This is a genomic window from Desulfosporosinus sp. (assembly GCF_014237355.1).
GTDB lineage: Bacteria > Bacillota > Desulfitobacteriia > Desulfitobacteriales > Desulfitobacteriaceae > Desulfosporosinus.
Genome location: NZ_JABZFS010000013.1, coordinates 49,588 through 64,738, shown reverse-complemented (window position 1 = coordinate 64,738; position 15,151 = coordinate 49,588). Strand labels below are relative to the sequence as shown.

Sequence of the window (15,151 nt, the reverse complement as noted above, 5' to 3'; positions counted from 1 at the left end):
ACTATAAAAAGTAGGGGACCTTTTTCCAATAAAGAGATACAGGTTTCCCCATATTCTGCAGAACAATTATGAGATGATTAGGTCAGCATATAAGAACCAAAGTAACCAGACCGATAAGACTTGGAGGAAGGATGAATTAATTGAAAAGAGTAATCAGTGTTTTAACGGTATTGTTTGTAATATGGCTCGGATTCACCTTATATTTTATAACTAAGCATTCCGTAGTAGGTAAAGAAGCGAAAATTAACAAAACAGTTGAATTTGATGATGTAAGTATTCATCTGAACAGTTTGGTGCTTTATAACTTTGAACGTAAAGCACCCATTCTTGATACTAATGAAACTGAAAAGTTCAAATATAAATTGCTTTCAGCGCTTCCGAAATCGTTGGTAATGCCATATTGGAGAATAATGTATTTATATAGCAGCCCTTATGAAATAGACAATAAAAGCTATACGACGGCCCTTTTTGGCAAATGTGAGTTCACACACCACATCAATGACTCGACAGAATATAATGAGTCTGAAAAATACAATGGGTATTTTGAGGATCACATAAGTATAAATGTTGTAGATTCTATGGGCGCTGGTTATAGTTCGGGTGGTAGTAGACTCTATGAAGATAATAGTCATGAATTGGGTTTTTCTGTAAGAGGCCGAGATCTTCCAATTGAACGGATACAAACAGGAATGAAAGTAATTATAAAACACTTAGACAGCGAAGAAGAGAGAGAATTTGTGATAAATTCGGAAGACTTCATCAAGTATCGGCACAATGATTCATTTAGAAAGAAGTTTCCTTTTCAATTACGATTATAGGTTATTGTTTACTTATTACGAAGCAAAAACGCTTGGTTCGATCTATAAATAACTGTATACTTTTTATTTAGTCAGTGGTACCATTTGTAGTTGATGTGGAGGTTTCACCGAAAGCCCAGCCTGTAACGAATACTATTGCGCTGAGGTACGTTACTCTACTCCACGAAGTTTACTAAGGCCCCCCACTTACAAGAAGTAGGGTCTTAAAGACTGGATAAAGGGAGTTGGAATTATGATCAGAGTTTGGTTGTTTTTTGCTATGGTTATTATCTCAATTATGCATTCAGCACTTACGCACTTCATGGTGGTACCCTTCTTTAACAATTTCGTGGCTAAATGCTTGGTACTAGGTATAGTTTTCGGATTAATAAATTTCTTAGTAGCGGAACTGTTCTCTCGGAGACTCGATAAACTCACTAAAATAAATAAGCAACTAAGAGTGAAGCTTAAGACCGATAATCTAACCGGAGTACTTAATCGAAGAGCTTTTGATGAGGATATAAAAAACTTGGAACATAATGGTTCATACGCATTAATATTTATTGATATTGACAATTTTCGAGATTTTAATAATAGGTTTGGTCACGATGTTGGAGATAGCGTATTGGTTAAAGTTGGACAAGCAATTCAGGCTAGTGTTCGTACAACCGATCGAGTATACAGATATGGTGGAGAAGAAATAGTTTTACTTTTAAGGGACTGCAATAAAGCGAACTCTTGGAAGATGGCCGAAACGATCCGTTCCAAAATTAGTGAGCTTGATAACGGCTCATACCCACAAATTACGATTTCCTTAGGGGTTTCAAGTTATCCGGAAGATGGCGAGACTATTCATGATCTTATTGTGGCTTCCGACCAAGCACTCTTAAGGGCTAAACAAAGTGGTAAGAATTGTACTATTTTGTGCTAATCCTTACGACAAATTGAAGGAAGATAACTAATTAGTTATTGACACGTATTTATAGTTAGTTATATAATTTTCTTGTCGAAATATACAAGAAAAAGGTGACTATCAATGAAGAAAAAGATCGCACTCATAGTTTCAGTTCTTTTATCCTTCACTCTCCTTATAGGTGGTTGCGGCCAAAGCCCGAGCCAGTCACAAGGGACTAAAGAAACAAACCAGCCGCCCTTGCGAGTTGGACTTGTGCCTAATCAAGCTCCAGATAAGATTAAAGCGCAGTATGAGCCTTTTCGTCAATTCTTATCTGACACATTGGACATGCCTGTTGAACTCTTCGTTGCCTCCGATTATGCAGGAGTCGTAGAAGCGATGGCAAATGATAAACTCGATCTAGCATACTTTGGTGGTCTTACTTATGCGCAGGCAAAACAAAGAGCTAATATCCATCCAATTGTAACGGAAATCGATGAGGAGACACAAACCTCAAAATACTATAGTTTAATTATCGTTCCCGCAGACAGCCCAGTTCAATCCACAGCTGACCTCAAAGGTAAAGTCTTTGCGTTTGGAGATATTAGCTCAACCTCTGGCTCCTTGTATCCTCGCTTCATGCTTGATGAAGCAGGGATCAAAGTACCAAATGATCTAGAGAATATCCTATACTCCGGTGGCCATGATGCGACAGCTCAAGCGGTTCAGAATGGGACGGTGGATGCAGGGGGAATCGAAGGCCGTATCTTGAACCGACTTATTACTAATAAAACCGTCGACTCCAGTAAGATTCGAATCATTGATAAACATCTTGTCGAGGGATATCCATGGGTTGTTCGAGATAGCCTAGATAAATCTCTCGAAGAAAAAATCATCAATTCCTTTCTTGAAATGAATGATCCCGGACTCCTTACCCTAATGAGAGCTAAGAGTTTTACCCGAGTAACTGAAGCAAATTACACTGAAATAGAAAAAGAAGCGAATCGACTCGGCCTAATTAACCCTAACAAATAAGAACCAGCTTGGCAGGAACCTCATTCCTGCCAACTTATATTATGGAGGCTATTATGGATATCATTCTCGCAGAAGGACTTTCGAAAGTTTACCCTAACGGACAAGGACTTCACAATGCTTCCTTTTCCGTAAGCAAAGGAGAAATCATAGGTATCGTCGGCCCCAGTGGTGCAGGTAAATCAACCTTACTTCGCTTGCTTTGCGGGGCTATTTTCCCTAGTGAAGGGAATCTAACGATCCTGGGTCAAACTATGAGCCATTTAAATCGCCAACAGCTTCAGACCTTGCGAGGCAAGATTGCTACGGTATATCAAAACTTTAATGTTATTCCCTCCTTGGATGTGGCAAGAAACGTTTTCATGGGAAAGGCTGGTAAAATGTCCTTCGCTTCAGTGGTTCGAGGAACCTTTCGCCTTACCGCAAAAGAGGAATCCGAGATTGAAGAGATCCTAACCACCCTCGGTATTGAAGATAAGCTCTATGAGAGATGCCAAGAACTCTCAGGTGGACAACAACAACGTGTTGCTGTTGCCCGAGCTATTTATTCAGGTGCGGAACTGATTTTGGCAGATGAACCTATAGCTTCAGTAGACCCTGCAACTGCTGAACTTATCCTACAACTATTTCAATCCCTTAATAAGCAAGGAAAAACAATACTTCTTAGTTTGCACCAAATTGATAGTGCTCTTAAGTATTGTTCTAAAATATTAGCTTTTGATCATGGTACCATAGCCTTTAACGGATCTCCCGAGGACTATTGTAAAAGTGACGTCAGTAAAAAGCTAATGCGAAATTTCCCCGAGAGGGGGGTAAAGGTCGTATGAAGCACGAGAAATCCAGCATCCTTAATTGGGTCATTACGGTAGTCATCCTGGGAATTGTGATTATCAGCGGAATTGATACAAATTTTTCTCCCAGTGAATTTTTAGATCCCGGGAATATTAAGGCCATGACTCGTTTTACAGGTGGTTTATGGCCTCCAGAGACCAGTCCTGTCTTTTTGCATACTGTTTTCGAATTACTATTAGAAACCGTCGAAATTTCCATAGTCGCTACAGTCTTGGCCATTTTTTTCGCTCTACCGCTCTCGCTTTTTGCCATGAGGCCCCGGGGGGAAGAATATTCAAGAAGGGTTTATGGAAGCGCTTTATGGTCTTGGCGTTGGGGTCTATATTATTTATCCCGTGGTGTTTTAGCTTTGCTTCGAGGTGTTCCAGAATTGATGTGGGCTCTTATTTTTGTTGTGGCGGTTGGGCTGGGCCCCTTTCCCGGGGTTCTAGCGCTAATGGCTCATGGCACAGGAATTCTCGGCAAATTATATGCTGAAATGTTCGAATCTGTTGACCAAAGACTTGTGGAAATGTCCCGTGTGGGAGGCATGGATGATCTGAAGATCTTGGTTATGACGAGAATCCCCTTAACATTGCCCGTTTTCCTTTCCTATACTGTGTTTCGTTGGGAGTGTAATATGCGATCCGCTACGTTACTGGGATTTGTGGGAGCGGGAGGCATCGGAACCCAGCTCATGATTAGCATGAAACTCTTTATGTATCAGGAAGTTTCAACTTTGATTATTACAATATTTCTTTTAGTGGTTCTCGTTGAGCTTATCGGGCAATATTTAAGAACACGAGTATTGGATCAAAAAGGTGTACCCTGCCGAACTCCGACTTCATAACTTCACTTCCGTTCAACATTTGTTATGTGTGAAGTGTAAAGACCATAAGTAATTTACCTAAAAGCGGCTGAGGATAATCCTTAGTCGCTTTTGGTAATTCTTATTTATAAACGTGAATAAGATAGCTATGGAGGAGGGTGTTTTATATGAGCCCGATGATTAGGCATATTGTACAGCGGGGAGAAACTCTATTTCTTATTGCTAAGAAGTATGGACTAACTGTAAATGTGCTTCTGGCAGCTAATCCTGATATTAAGAATCCATCTCTAATAATACCAGGGCAGGCAATACACGTTCCTAGTTTACGTAAGACCATTGTAGTCCCTCAAGAGAACTATGACTATAATAAAATGATGTCTGATTTAGATGCTCTGTCAACGGTTTATCCTTTCATTAAAGTAAGTACTATTGGAAAGTCCGTGTCAGGGCGTTCTATTCCTGCAGTTCAGATTGGTAAAGGTATTAAGAAAGTTCATTATAACGGATCGTTCCATGCCAATGAATGGATAACAACTCTTCTATTAATGAAGTTTCTAGAGGTTTATGCTAAAGCTTATCGAGATGGAAAATATATCGGACATTTTAATGTAAAGAATCTCTTTGAGCGAACATCTTTATGGATTGTCCCGATGGTCAATCCGGATGGGGTTGAACTTGTGCAAAATGGCATTCAGCCCACTGATCCACTTTATGATACAGTCATGAGGATAAACCGTGGCTTAAGAGACTTTAGGGGATGGAAGGCTAATCTCCGAGGTGTTGACTTGAATGATCAGTTCCCAGCTAGATGGGAAGTAGAAGTAGCCAGGCGCTCAGGTTTGGCCCCAGCTCCTCGCGACTATCCAGGCCCGTCACCCCTCTCAGAACCGGAATCAAGAGCAATGGCCAATTTTACTCGTTCTCACAATTTTCGTTTGGTGATTGCTTTTCATACACAAGGTCAGGAAATCTATTGGGGTTACAGAGGGTTAGAACCAGACGAATCAATTCGTATTGTACAAAGATTCGTGGAAGTAAGCGGCTACAAATCTATTCGATACGTCGAGAGTGATGCCGGGTACAAGGACTGGTTTATTCAAGAATGGAGACGCCCGGGATTCACGGTGGAATGTGGACGTGGAACAAACCCACTTCCAGTTAAACAGTTTTGGGACATATGGGGTAAAACTATCGGTATTTTTTTAGTAGGATTGGATGTTTGATTAGATTTCTTGAGATTTTTATGTGGCCTTGCACTTCTTAATCAAAGAATAAATATTATGGATTAAATTGGTAAAGGGAGTGCTGACAATGCATATGATGTTTCATACCGTAAAGCGAGGGGATACCCTTTGGAAAATAGCTCATCATCACCACACATCCGTTCATCATTTGCTTCACATTAATCCTTCAATAAAGAACCCAAATCTGATTTATATCGGTCAGAAAATAAAAATTAAACATTAGAAATTCTATATTATAGAAGAAAGAAAAATTGAATCTGAAGTCTTCAGGGTTGCTCACATGGGCATCCCTCTTTTTGTTACACCACATATCGAATTTCGTATTTGGATTAAAATACTTCTATATATTGGGACTGGCACAAAACCTTATTATATAGTAGTCTATAACATATAGTTAATACCTAGTAATTCGCTATGAATAGGGGGTAATCATATGAACCAGGTTTGGGTAAAGAATTATGAGGAACTGAATGATTTTGAAAAGGTAAAGCTAGTTAACGATGGCTTAGATATCGTTAAAAAAATTCCGGAATATAAAAAGTCTGGATTTAAAGCTATAAATACTAGTGAGCGTACTCTCTTAAAATGGGCTGGGGTTAATGTGCAAAAACCGCGAGAGGCGGGATATTTTCTGATGAGAGTAAAAATTCCTAGTGGAGTCATCAATTCAGAACAAGCTCGTGTTTTAGCCAATATTGCAAAAGACTATGGTCGAGAAAGTCTAGATTTAACGACTCGTCAAGCGGTTCAGTTTCATTGGCTTACAATAGAAACTATCCCTATCGTTATGGACATTTTGAATAAAGTCCAATTGCAAACGATCGGGGCCGAAGGAGATTGTCCTCGAACGGTTACAGGGAATCCTTTAGCTGGAATTGACCCTAATGAAACGATTGATACGAGGGGAATCGTACAAGAGGTTACTGAATCCTTTCAGGGAAACAGAGAGTTTTCAAATCTTCCACGGAAGTTTAAACTATCGATTTCGGCAAATATGTATAATGCCGGGCATGCACAAATCAATGATCTGGCATTTACACCGGCCATGAAGAACTATGGAACAAGGGAGATTTACGGATTTCATGTTTATGTTGGCGGTGGTTTATCCGCAAAACCACATATTGCCCAGAAGTTGAATCTGTTTGTACATCCCCATGAAGTGTTAAAGGTTTCAATTGCTGTTGCAACTCTTTTTAGAGATCATGGATACAGAAAGAATCGTCGACATGCAAGGCTTAAATTTCTTGTAGCGGATTGGGGAAGAGAGAAGTTTGAGACGGAGCTTCTTATGCTGACTGGCCCCCTCGAAACCGAAGGAATTGACTTAACTCGCGGTTGGAACGCAGGATATTATTACGGCGTTCATGCTCAAAAGCAACCTTTGCTAAGCTATGTGGGGCTATCGGTACCTCTTGGTCGTTTAACTCCAGAAGATTTAATTGAAATAGCAGAATGCGCGGATAGATACGGAGATGGTTCCCTTCGGGTGTGTCCTACGAAAAATCTGGTCCTTGCTAATATACCGACTGAAAAGATCGAGGCACTCCTCGAGGAAAAAGTAATTAAACGTTTTAGCCCAAATCCGCAACCCTTTGTAGGATACACTGTTTCTTGTAGTGGAAAGGAATTCTGTAATTTAGCTTTAGTGGAAACAAAAGCGTTTGCTTTGAAATTGTCACAAACCCTTGCTGAAAAGGTCGAGGTAGATACGCCACTCCGAATCCATGTTACTGGTTGCCCTAATTCCTGTGGACATTTACAAATTGCTGACATCGGATTAAAGGGGACATTAGGAAAGCTCAATGGTCAAACAGTCGAGAAATTTGAACTATCCATTGGTGGAAGCCTCGGAATTAATGCTGGCTTTGCGACTGCGCTCCAAGGGGCTATTCCAGCCGAAATGGTTGAAGAGGTTTTGGAATGCTTTATTAGGTTCTATAAAAATAGTAGATTTCCTCAGGAATCGTTTTATGATTTTGTTTCTCGGTTTGGAATAGGAACCTTTCAAAATCTTCTCGCTCCTTTTGTAGATACACTAAGGTTAGCTGGTAAATAAGTTATGATTATTCCATATAGAAACAACTAAATGATTGATGTGAAAGCTAGGTGAAAGATTTAATGAACTTAGAGCTTAAGATATTAAATACAGACATTCTTATTATCGGTGGAGGAACAGCTGGGTGCTTTGCGGCATTAACGATTGCTAATAATTCCGATTGCCAGGTCATTATCACAGAAAAGGCCAATATCAAACGAAGCGGTTGCCTAGCAGCAGGGGTTAACGCCCTTAATGCATATATTCTTAAGGGAGAAACCCCAGAGAGCTATCTCGAATATGTACGCAACGACGCGGAAGGGATAATTCGAGAAGATCTCGTCATTTCTATGGCCAAGAGGTTAAATGAAGTTACGCGTAAAGTGGAAACTATGGGGTTGGTAATCCAAAAGGACTCGAAGGGCGATTACGTCGCCCGTGGCCGGAGAAATATCAAAATCAATGGAGAAAATATCAAACCGCTTCTGGCTGAGGCTGTTGAGGAAAAGAAAAATGTTCAGGTGCTTAACCAAGTAAATATGATTGATTACGTTATTCAGGATAACCGGGTAATTGGCGCTTATGGATTTTCAATCAAGGACAACATTTTTTTCACAATTCAAGCAAAAGCTGTTATTTGTGCTACAGGCGGTGCTGCAGGATTATACCGTCCGAACAACCCGGGTTTTTCGCGGCATAAAATGTGGTATTCACCATTCAATACCGGTGCTGGTTATGCCATGGGCATCCGTGCCGGGGCTGAAATGACTAGTATGGAAATGCGTTTTATTGCTCTGAGGTGTAAGGATACGATTGCTCCAACCGGGACGATTGCTCAGGGAGTGGGTGCTTCGCAGATTAACGGCAAGGGAGAAGAATACGAAAGAAACTACGGGGCGCCGTCAACCCCCAACCGCATGTACTCAACCATTAGGGAAAACATGGAAGGTCGAGGGCCTTGTTATCTGGAAACTAAAGGAATGCCCATGGAGACACAGGAGGAACTTTACAAAGCTTATCTAAACATGGCACCAGCTCAGACTTTGCGCTGGATTGAGCGTGGAAAGGGGCCATCGGTTGAAAATGTAGAGATTGAAGGTACGGAACCATACATTGTTGGTGGGCATACGGCAAGCGGTTATTGGGTAGATACAAAAAGAGCGGCGACCCTGGTAGGACTATATGCTGCCGGAGATGTTGCGGGCGGCAGTCCGCAGAAATATGTGACGGGTTGTTTTGCTGAAGGTGAGATAGCAGCACTATCTGCAATGTCGTATATTGAAAGAATAAAACCCGTTTCTATTGATAGGGAACAGATTATTAATAAATTTAGCAATGTTACAAGATTCTTAAAGAACTCACCCGGGTTATTACGTGTAGAAGACCTTGAAGAAGCTATGCAAAAAGTGATGGATGAATATGCCGGAGGGATATCTGCGGGTTATATGGTAAATATGGACAAATTATTCATAGCCCGAGAACAGATTAAGATATTGTTAGATAGAAGTACCTTTCTCAGAGCTAACGATATGCATGAGTTGGTGTTTATCTATGAGGTGATTGATCGGTTATATGTCTGCCAGGTAGTGATAGAGCATCTGATAGCTAGAAAAGAAACTAGGTGGCATTGTTATAATGAGAACGCCGACTATCCCAAAAAGGATGATGAACATTTTTTTAGGTATGTTAATTCACGCTATGGCAATGGAAACATCGAGATAATTTTCCGAGAAATTGTGAAAAAGGATGAACAATATGAGCATCAAGATTAATCAAGAATTCTGTATTAGGTGCAAAAAGTGTGTTAATGTTTGTCCGGGAAATCTTTTGGATATGGGTGATAAAGGCAAAGCTTACGTGAAATATCCGAAAGAGTGTTGGGGTTGTACCTCCTGTCTAAAGGAATGCCCTACAGGAGCGATTAAGTATTATTTGGGAGCAGATATCGGTGGTAGGGGAGGATATTTGTATACCAAACGCGATAATGATCAGTTGAGCTGGCTTATATGCAAACCTGATGGAAAACACGTCTGTATTACTGTCGATGGAACTCAAGCTAATAGGTATTAGAATTGCCCTTAAATTGCTCTGCCCGGCTGTGGCAGCAATGCAGCACCATAAACTTGTTAAAGCGGCTGAGGAATTAATCCTTAGTCGCTTTTATGTATAATACTTAGCACGAAAATTAACGGGCTCGATGTTTATTCATCAAGCCCGTTAATTTTCGCTTTACATGCGCATTGCCATTGGGAGAACGAATAGATAGATGTTAATAACCCCAAGTATTAAGCACAAAACTGCAAAAGGCATAAAACTGGATATTGTTTTCCCTTCAGCATCGAAATTATGCTTGGAAATTCTATAAGCCGTATAGATTGAACCAAAGGTTCCAAGGGCAATTAGACCAAACTGAAGTAGTTGAATGGTAGAATTGCTTAGAATAGCAGCTGATGCACCATGAGTATCTACACCGAATAATGCTACGAAAGTGTAAATAACAGATTTACCCTCGGCTAATAAGTGGAACAGATTGTGAGCAATATGACCTGCTAAGTCTAAAGGAATCAAGGCATATCCGAAGATTGCAAAGTTTTGTATAGTGCTTTTCTTATTGGAGGTTTTTGCGAAGTAGCTGCTAGCAAATAATGCTAATACTGGAATTGCCATTGCAATAATGAAGGTTATGGTAAAGGTTACAAAGTAATTCGTTGTTCCCACAAAATTTTCGAGCTTAGTAAGCATTTCCTGCCATACTTCAAGCATGGTAATATTCTGAACAAAGACGATGCCCATGATGATAATAGCTAAGAAGGACTCTTCAAATTTTGGTTTTCTGATAGACCATAAGCCTTTAGATGGAACTTGGGTCGTTAATTGAATCGAGTCGTTTGGACAAGTCTTAATACAATTCGCACACAGATTACAACTTGCCATACTTTCCATAGTTCGTGGGAATTCAAACATCGGACACCCCGGGGTTTTTTCGTTGCCTTTATAACAAGACTGAGTTTTACATTTTGCACACTTTTCAGGAGTAGCTCTTAACTCAAGAGAACCTGACCTAGCGTAATTCCCCGACAATCCGCCTAGAAAACACAAGTAACGGCACCATGTTCTGCGCTCAAAGAACGCTCCGCTTACAATAACTCCTGTTGTAATGATTAGTAGTAAAACACCTGAACCTCTAGGGCTCTCAACAACACCAAAGGTATGATCAGCCCATGTGATTAGGATAAAGAATGCATCAATTAACCATATTCCATATTTTTTTAGAAACTTAGGAACGGGACGATTGTTTCCTACGATTTTCTGAATCCAGTCACTCACCGTTGCAAAAGGACAAATTGCACACCAGAACCGACCTAACAATACGAAAATGATTGGAATAAGCGGCCACCATAATACCCAAGTTCCAGCCGTTCCAAAATTATCATGAGCGGAACCAGGTCCAGCCATCAATTCGAAAACAATCAGTGCAAAAATAGCTAAAACAGGTAACTGAATTATTCCTGGAAACCAACGACTTTTTAGGATTCCCTTGATTGTATTATTCTCTAATAAATTCTTCTTTGGAGGTTCTTTTTGTGTATTAGGCTTAATATTCTTCGCTACTGACATTTATGGTTTCACTCCCTTATTGTCGATGATTTATTGCTTTAATTTGAGAATGCCGGCTATGGCCACTACTAAGGCATTGATTCCTGCGAATCCCCAAACTACCGGCCAATTAACTCCTTCCGGGTCTGAAGCTCCTCCACCGTGTCCACCGCTACTTCCGCCATGACCATCACTACTTTCTGTACCTATATCACTTGATTCGACGTGCCCAGGCATGTTAGGGTCCATATCCGGTGTTGCTTCATGCCCCGAATCCGGGCTAGAATGATTGTCTTCAGGTTGCGAGTTCGTTGTTTCCTTAGGAACCTCATTCGTTTTAGGCTCAGAATGTGTCGTCGAACTGCCACCCATGTCCATTCCTCCATGCCCACCTGAGCTATCACTTTCACCAGCAAAACCCATACTGGCAGAGCTTAATAATAGGCCGATAACTATGATTGCAATGGATAATCCTTTTCGAAATGACATCATCTTATAATGCATACCTTTTTCCAACTCCTTCTAATTTTAAGACGTATATCCTAGTTAGCAATTTTTGTGCCAAGTCTGCGGTGTATATTTTGCTTGTAGGCTAACCTAAAGGTTAAAATTCCTAGCTTGATTGAGTCATTTAGCACAGCTTTGTGTGTCATTTACCACAAGCACTGAAGATATTTAACAACATGAGCTCAAAAAATGCTCCCCTATAGGTATACAGATTCTAATCTGTTAACTATAAGGGAGCATTAAGATGTTTAATGAAGTAATCGAATAAACAACTTACACCATAGGGCATAAACCTATTTGAATTTAATTAAGTGCGCAGCTCGTTTCAGTTGCTCGTCCAGCACTTTGGTGTATATTCTCGTTGTCCTAGGGTCGGAATGCCCCAATGCATCCTGTACAATAGCTAAGTTGTCAGTTTCACGAAGGAGTATAGTAGCAAAGGTCGAACGCATCTTGTGGACACTGAAGCCCTCCGTGTTATGACCAAGAGATTTTAGAATTGTCATGTATTTGGCGATAAGATTTTGTACCGCTCTCTTGCTTATTCGATTTCCTTGTATAGATAGAAATAGAGCATCAGAATCTTTATGGACATAACGAGGACGTTCGTTCACTAAATAATCATTTAGGGCCTTGCCCACATCATCGTTAAAATAAATAACCGTTTCTTTATTCCCTTTACGCATAATCTCAAAATAGCCCTTATTAATATTTGTTTTGCTGATACTTAGGTTACAAAGCTCAGATAAACGTAAACCTGTACCAATCAAAGTAAGGACGATGGCATAATCACGTTTCTCGGTATAAACGTGGTATTTAAGTTGGCCATCTGATAAGCCTATACCCGTTTCTAATGCGTCCGTTAAGTCAGCAATTTCATTAGGTTCCAATGCTTTGGGTAGTTTTTGCTGAACATTGATAGGATCTAGTTTAATTGTAACATCTTTATGTATCATATCTTCCCGGAGCAGGTAGCGATATAACGACTTAATAACGGCTTGTTTACGCGCCAGAGCACGGGGGCCATTAGTACGTTCAGAATTTGCCCAGCTTAAATATGACTCGATATGGCGATGCCCGATAACCTCCATATCTGATAGCCCGATATCTGATGGGGAAGAGGGGAAACTCTCCATTGAATTACATAAGTACTGAAAAAACATAAAAAGTTCGTAGGTATAGGCGACTTGGGTGGATTTAGATTTATTGGTAACGGCAAGGTGATTTATAAAATCCTTAGCAAATGGGGGAAGGGGGTACTGAAATCTGGTATCCATTATGAAACCTCCGTTACGAATATTTGTTTTAGTGCAATACAGCTGAGCAGAATGTACGTTCTGATTCGTTTATACTATACTACCAGTAAAATAGAGCATAATTCAACTATGCAGTTAAAAGAAATCTGAGATATATCATTTCTAGGGTCGTTTTAATTTGGGCACATTGAAGTCACAATATTAAGGTACATTCTATATAACGAATATACGAAGAGTGATATAACATGTATAGAATGCTAATTAATTGTGAAATAACAAGCTATAGAATTAACTAGGCTTTCATTTTGAATTGAATAAAAAGATAATCTTTTTGAAAGAAGGTTTGTTGTGTTTCGAATTTTGATTGTCGAGGATAATAAAAATTTACTAATGTTAATGAAAACTCGGTTGGAACAAGCTGGTTATAAAGTTTTCCAAGCTGAAAATGGTCAAGAAGCTCTCGAAATATTAGAAGACCAACATGTGGATTTAATTATTAGTGATATTATGATGCCGCAAATGGATGGCTTCGAACTTGTTAAAAGCCTTAGAGAAGCAAACTTTAATATGCCAATTTTAATAGTTACTGCTAAAGAAGCCTTTGAGGACAAAGAAAAAGGGTTTAGACTCGGGACGGACGATTATATGGTAAAGCCAATTGATATGAACGAAATGGTTTTGAGAGTAGCCGCTCTGTTAAGGCGGGCTAGAATTACCAATGAACATAAAATTATTATCGGTGAAATCGTCCTGGACTACGATAATTTAAGCGTAGCCGGACCGGGCCTCCATATAGAATTGCCCAAAAAAGAATTTCTGCTCCTATTTAAATTGCTAAGCTATCCAAAGCAAATCTTCACAAGGCAGCAACTAATGACTGAAATTTGGGGAATGGATACGGATATCGATGAACGAACGGTGGACAGCCATATCAAAAAGCTTCGTAAGAAGTTCGATGACAGGCCGGAGTTTAAGATCATCACCATTCGAGGACTTGGTTATAAGGCGGAAAAGTACTATGATTAAGAAATTATCTAATTCAATTCGTGCCAAGGGTTCCTTTATGGCCATTGGAATCTTGTTTCTCTCCTGTTTTGTTTCCTTTGCCCTGATGACGACTCTTTTCTTAGTGCTCTATCATGGGGATCTGAGCATCAAAGAAGCCCATGCTGTTTTTGGAATTTTTATGTTTGTAACATTGTTTTTATGTGTAGCCTTAGGAGGTTCATTATTATACTTTGCCATGGGAAAAATCTCTGAGCCAATCATTCGGATTAGCAATTCAGCAAAAGACGTTGCTAAGGGTGATTTTTCAGTGAGGATGGACTATAAGGGTAACGATGAAATAGGCATGTTAGCTCAAAATTTCAACCTAATGATCACTGAACTTGGGAATATGGAGTATCTCCGAAAAGATTTTATTAGCAGCGTATCCCATGAATTCAAAACACCTATTGCCTCTATACAAGGCTTCGCTGAAATGCTCCTAGACAAAGATTTGTCGGAAGAAAATTTTCAAGCGTACACAAACATTATTATTGATGAGTCAAAAAGATTAAGCCATTTAAGTTCGAATATGCTGCGTCTTTCTAAGCTGGACCATCAATTCATCCCTGAGAGTACGCGACCCTTTTCTTTGGATGAGCAGATTCGGAGGACCATAGTCCTTCTTGAGGAAAAATGGTCGAGGAAAAACTTAGACCTGGACATAGACCTTGATGAAATAGTTTACACAGGGGATGAAGCCTTAATCCAACAGATATGGGTAAACTTAATTGAGAATGCCGTCAAATTCTCTGCTGAGTCTGAAACTATATGGATTCGTGCAAAAAAAACACCGGACAAGGTAATCGTCGAGATTAAGGACCAAGGGATTGGTATCGCCAACATCGATCAAGGACGAATCTTTGAGAAATTCTTTCAAGCTGATAAATCCCATTCCAAAGAGGGCAGTGGTCTTGGTTTAGCTATCGTTAAGAAGATCGTGGAAATCTATGAAGGTGAAATAGATTTTACAAGTGAGATGGGTCAAGGGACCACCTTTGTGGTTAAATTACCTTTTAGATATTAATAAAACCGTCACATTGAGGACATATTCTTGATGTAAAAAGAGAAGGAACGAATAATT

At 39.9% G+C, this 15,151-nt stretch carries 15 protein-coding genes; 12 read left to right on the top strand and 3 right to left on the bottom strand.

The features are described 5' to 3' along the window. The first annotated feature begins 140 nt into the window (after positions 1-140). The 10 genes from HGJ98_RS02315 to HGJ98_RS02270 all read left to right on the top strand — a co-directional run bounded on the left by HGJ98_RS02315 (position 141) and on the right by HGJ98_RS02270 (position 9,733). Complete coding sequence (locus HGJ98_RS02315; protein ID WP_291349377.1) at positions 141-818, top strand: hypothetical protein; 678 nt, start codon at positions 141-143, stop codon at positions 816-818. A gap of 232 nt (positions 819-1,050) precedes the next feature. Next, positions 1,051-1,728 carry a GGDEF domain-containing protein gene (locus HGJ98_RS02310; protein WP_291349376.1) on the top strand — a complete coding sequence of 226 codons (678 nt, stop codon included), beginning with the start codon at positions 1,051-1,053 and terminating at the stop codon, positions 1,726-1,728. Positions 1,729-1,833: 105 nt separating this feature from the next. After that, a complete protein-coding gene (gene phnD / locus HGJ98_RS02305) occupies positions 1,834-2,727 on the top strand; it encodes a phosphate/phosphite/phosphonate ABC transporter substrate-binding protein (protein WP_291349375.1) in 894 nt (297 codons plus the stop codon). A gap of 53 nt (positions 2,728-2,780) precedes the next feature. Further along, entirely contained in the window at positions 2,781-3,551 is a 771-nt protein-coding gene (locus HGJ98_RS02300) for a phosphonate ABC transporter ATP-binding protein (protein ID WP_291349374.1), read from the top strand. Continuing rightward, positions 3,548-4,405 carry a phosphonate ABC transporter, permease protein PhnE gene (gene phnE / locus HGJ98_RS02295; protein ID WP_291349373.1) on the top strand — a complete coding sequence of 286 codons (858 nt, stop codon included), beginning with the start codon at positions 3,548-3,550 and terminating at the stop codon, positions 4,403-4,405. The genes HGJ98_RS02300 and phnE overlap by 4 nt, the downstream gene beginning before the upstream one ends. Before the next feature lie 146 nt (positions 4,406-4,551). Then, positions 4,552-5,607, top strand: coding sequence for a M14 family zinc carboxypeptidase (locus HGJ98_RS02290; protein ID WP_291349372.1), 1,056 nt, complete (start codon positions 4,552-4,554; stop codon positions 5,605-5,607). An 88-nt stretch (positions 5,608-5,695) separates the two neighbouring features. Next, positions 5,696-5,851 (top strand): LysM peptidoglycan-binding domain-containing protein, encoded by a 156-nt coding sequence (locus HGJ98_RS02285; protein ID WP_367142651.1) that lies wholly within the window; start codon positions 5,696-5,698, stop codon positions 5,849-5,851. A 210-nt stretch (positions 5,852-6,061) separates the two neighbouring features. After that, the gene (locus tag HGJ98_RS02280) at positions 6,062-7,684 is read left to right on the top strand and encodes a nitrite/sulfite reductase (protein ID WP_291349371.1); all 1,623 of its coding nucleotides are present in this window, start codon (positions 6,062-6,064) and stop codon (positions 7,682-7,684) included. A gap of 62 nt (positions 7,685-7,746) precedes the next feature. Continuing rightward, on the top strand, positions 7,747-9,435 hold the full coding sequence (locus HGJ98_RS02275; protein ID WP_291349370.1) for an adenylyl-sulfate reductase subunit alpha: 1,689 nt from the start codon (positions 7,747-7,749) through the stop codon (positions 9,433-9,435). Next, complete coding sequence (locus tag HGJ98_RS02270) at positions 9,419-9,733, top strand: ferredoxin family protein (protein WP_291349369.1); 315 nt, start codon at positions 9,419-9,421, stop codon at positions 9,731-9,733. Before HGJ98_RS02275 ends, HGJ98_RS02270 begins: the two co-directional genes overlap by 17 nt. 159 nt (positions 9,734-9,892) lie before the next feature. Here the strand turns inward: HGJ98_RS02270 and HGJ98_RS02265 are convergent, their stop codons facing one another. From HGJ98_RS02265 to HGJ98_RS02255, 3 genes are all read right to left on the bottom strand, one after another. Next, complete coding sequence (locus tag HGJ98_RS02265; protein ID WP_291349368.1) at positions 9,893-11,281, bottom strand: 4Fe-4S binding protein; 1,389 nt, start codon at positions 11,279-11,281, stop codon at positions 9,893-9,895. A gap of 30 nt (positions 11,282-11,311) precedes the next feature. Next, entirely contained in the window at positions 11,312-11,749 is a 438-nt protein-coding gene (locus HGJ98_RS02260; RefSeq protein WP_291349367.1) for a hypothetical protein, read from the bottom strand. A gap of 311 nt (positions 11,750-12,060) precedes the next feature. Beyond that, complete coding sequence (locus HGJ98_RS02255; protein ID WP_291349366.1) at positions 12,061-13,044, bottom strand: tyrosine-type recombinase/integrase; 984 nt, start codon at positions 13,042-13,044, stop codon at positions 12,061-12,063. Positions 13,045-13,371: 327 nt separating this feature from the next. Between HGJ98_RS02255 and HGJ98_RS02250 the strand changes: the two genes are divergently transcribed. Both HGJ98_RS02250 and HGJ98_RS02245 read left to right on the top strand, forming a co-directional pair. Next, entirely contained in the window at positions 13,372-14,049 is a 678-nt protein-coding gene (locus tag HGJ98_RS02250) for a response regulator transcription factor (protein ID WP_291349365.1), read from the top strand. Beyond that, positions 14,042-15,094: a HAMP domain-containing sensor histidine kinase gene (locus HGJ98_RS02245; protein WP_291349364.1), complete on the top strand. Its 1,053-nt coding sequence runs from the start codon at positions 14,042-14,044 to the stop codon at positions 15,092-15,094. The genes HGJ98_RS02250 and HGJ98_RS02245 overlap by 8 nt, the downstream gene beginning before the upstream one ends. Positions 15,095-15,151 lie beyond the last annotated feature (57 nt).

Coding starts and splice junctions, on each gene's coding strand:
- HGJ98_RS02310 (WP_291349376.1), top strand. CDS start 1,051: ATGATCAGAGTTTGGTTGTTTTTTGCTATGGTTATTATCTCAATTATG.
- phnD (WP_291349375.1), top strand. CDS start 1,834: ATGAAGAAAAAGATCGCACTCATAGTTTCAGTTCTTTTATCCTTCACT.
- HGJ98_RS02300 (WP_291349374.1), top strand. CDS start 2,781: ATGGATATCATTCTCGCAGAAGGACTTTCGAAAGTTTACCCTAACGGA.
- phnE (WP_291349373.1), top strand. CDS start 3,548: ATGAAGCACGAGAAATCCAGCATCCTTAATTGGGTCATTACGGTAGTC.
- HGJ98_RS02290 (WP_291349372.1), top strand. CDS start 4,552: ATGAGCCCGATGATTAGGCATATTGTACAGCGGGGAGAAACTCTATTT.
- HGJ98_RS02285 (WP_367142651.1), top strand. CDS start 5,696: ATGCATATGATGTTTCATACCGTAAAGCGAGGGGATACCCTTTGGAAA.
- HGJ98_RS02280 (WP_291349371.1), top strand. CDS start 6,062: ATGAACCAGGTTTGGGTAAAGAATTATGAGGAACTGAATGATTTTGAA.
- HGJ98_RS02275 (WP_291349370.1), top strand. CDS start 7,747: ATGAACTTAGAGCTTAAGATATTAAATACAGACATTCTTATTATCGGT.
- HGJ98_RS02270 (WP_291349369.1), top strand. CDS start 9,419: ATGAGCATCAAGATTAATCAAGAATTCTGTATTAGGTGCAAAAAGTGT.
- HGJ98_RS02265 (WP_291349368.1), bottom strand. CDS start 11,281: ATGTCAGTAGCGAAGAATATTAAGCCTAATACACAAAAAGAACCTCCA.
- HGJ98_RS02260 (WP_291349367.1), bottom strand. CDS start 11,749: ATGTCATTTCGAAAAGGATTATCCATTGCAATCATAGTTATCGGCCTA.
- HGJ98_RS02255 (WP_291349366.1), bottom strand. CDS start 13,044: ATGGATACCAGATTTCAGTACCCCCTTCCCCCATTTGCTAAGGATTTT.
- HGJ98_RS02245 (WP_291349364.1), top strand. CDS start 14,042: ATGATTAAGAAATTATCTAATTCAATTCGTGCCAAGGGTTCCTTTATG.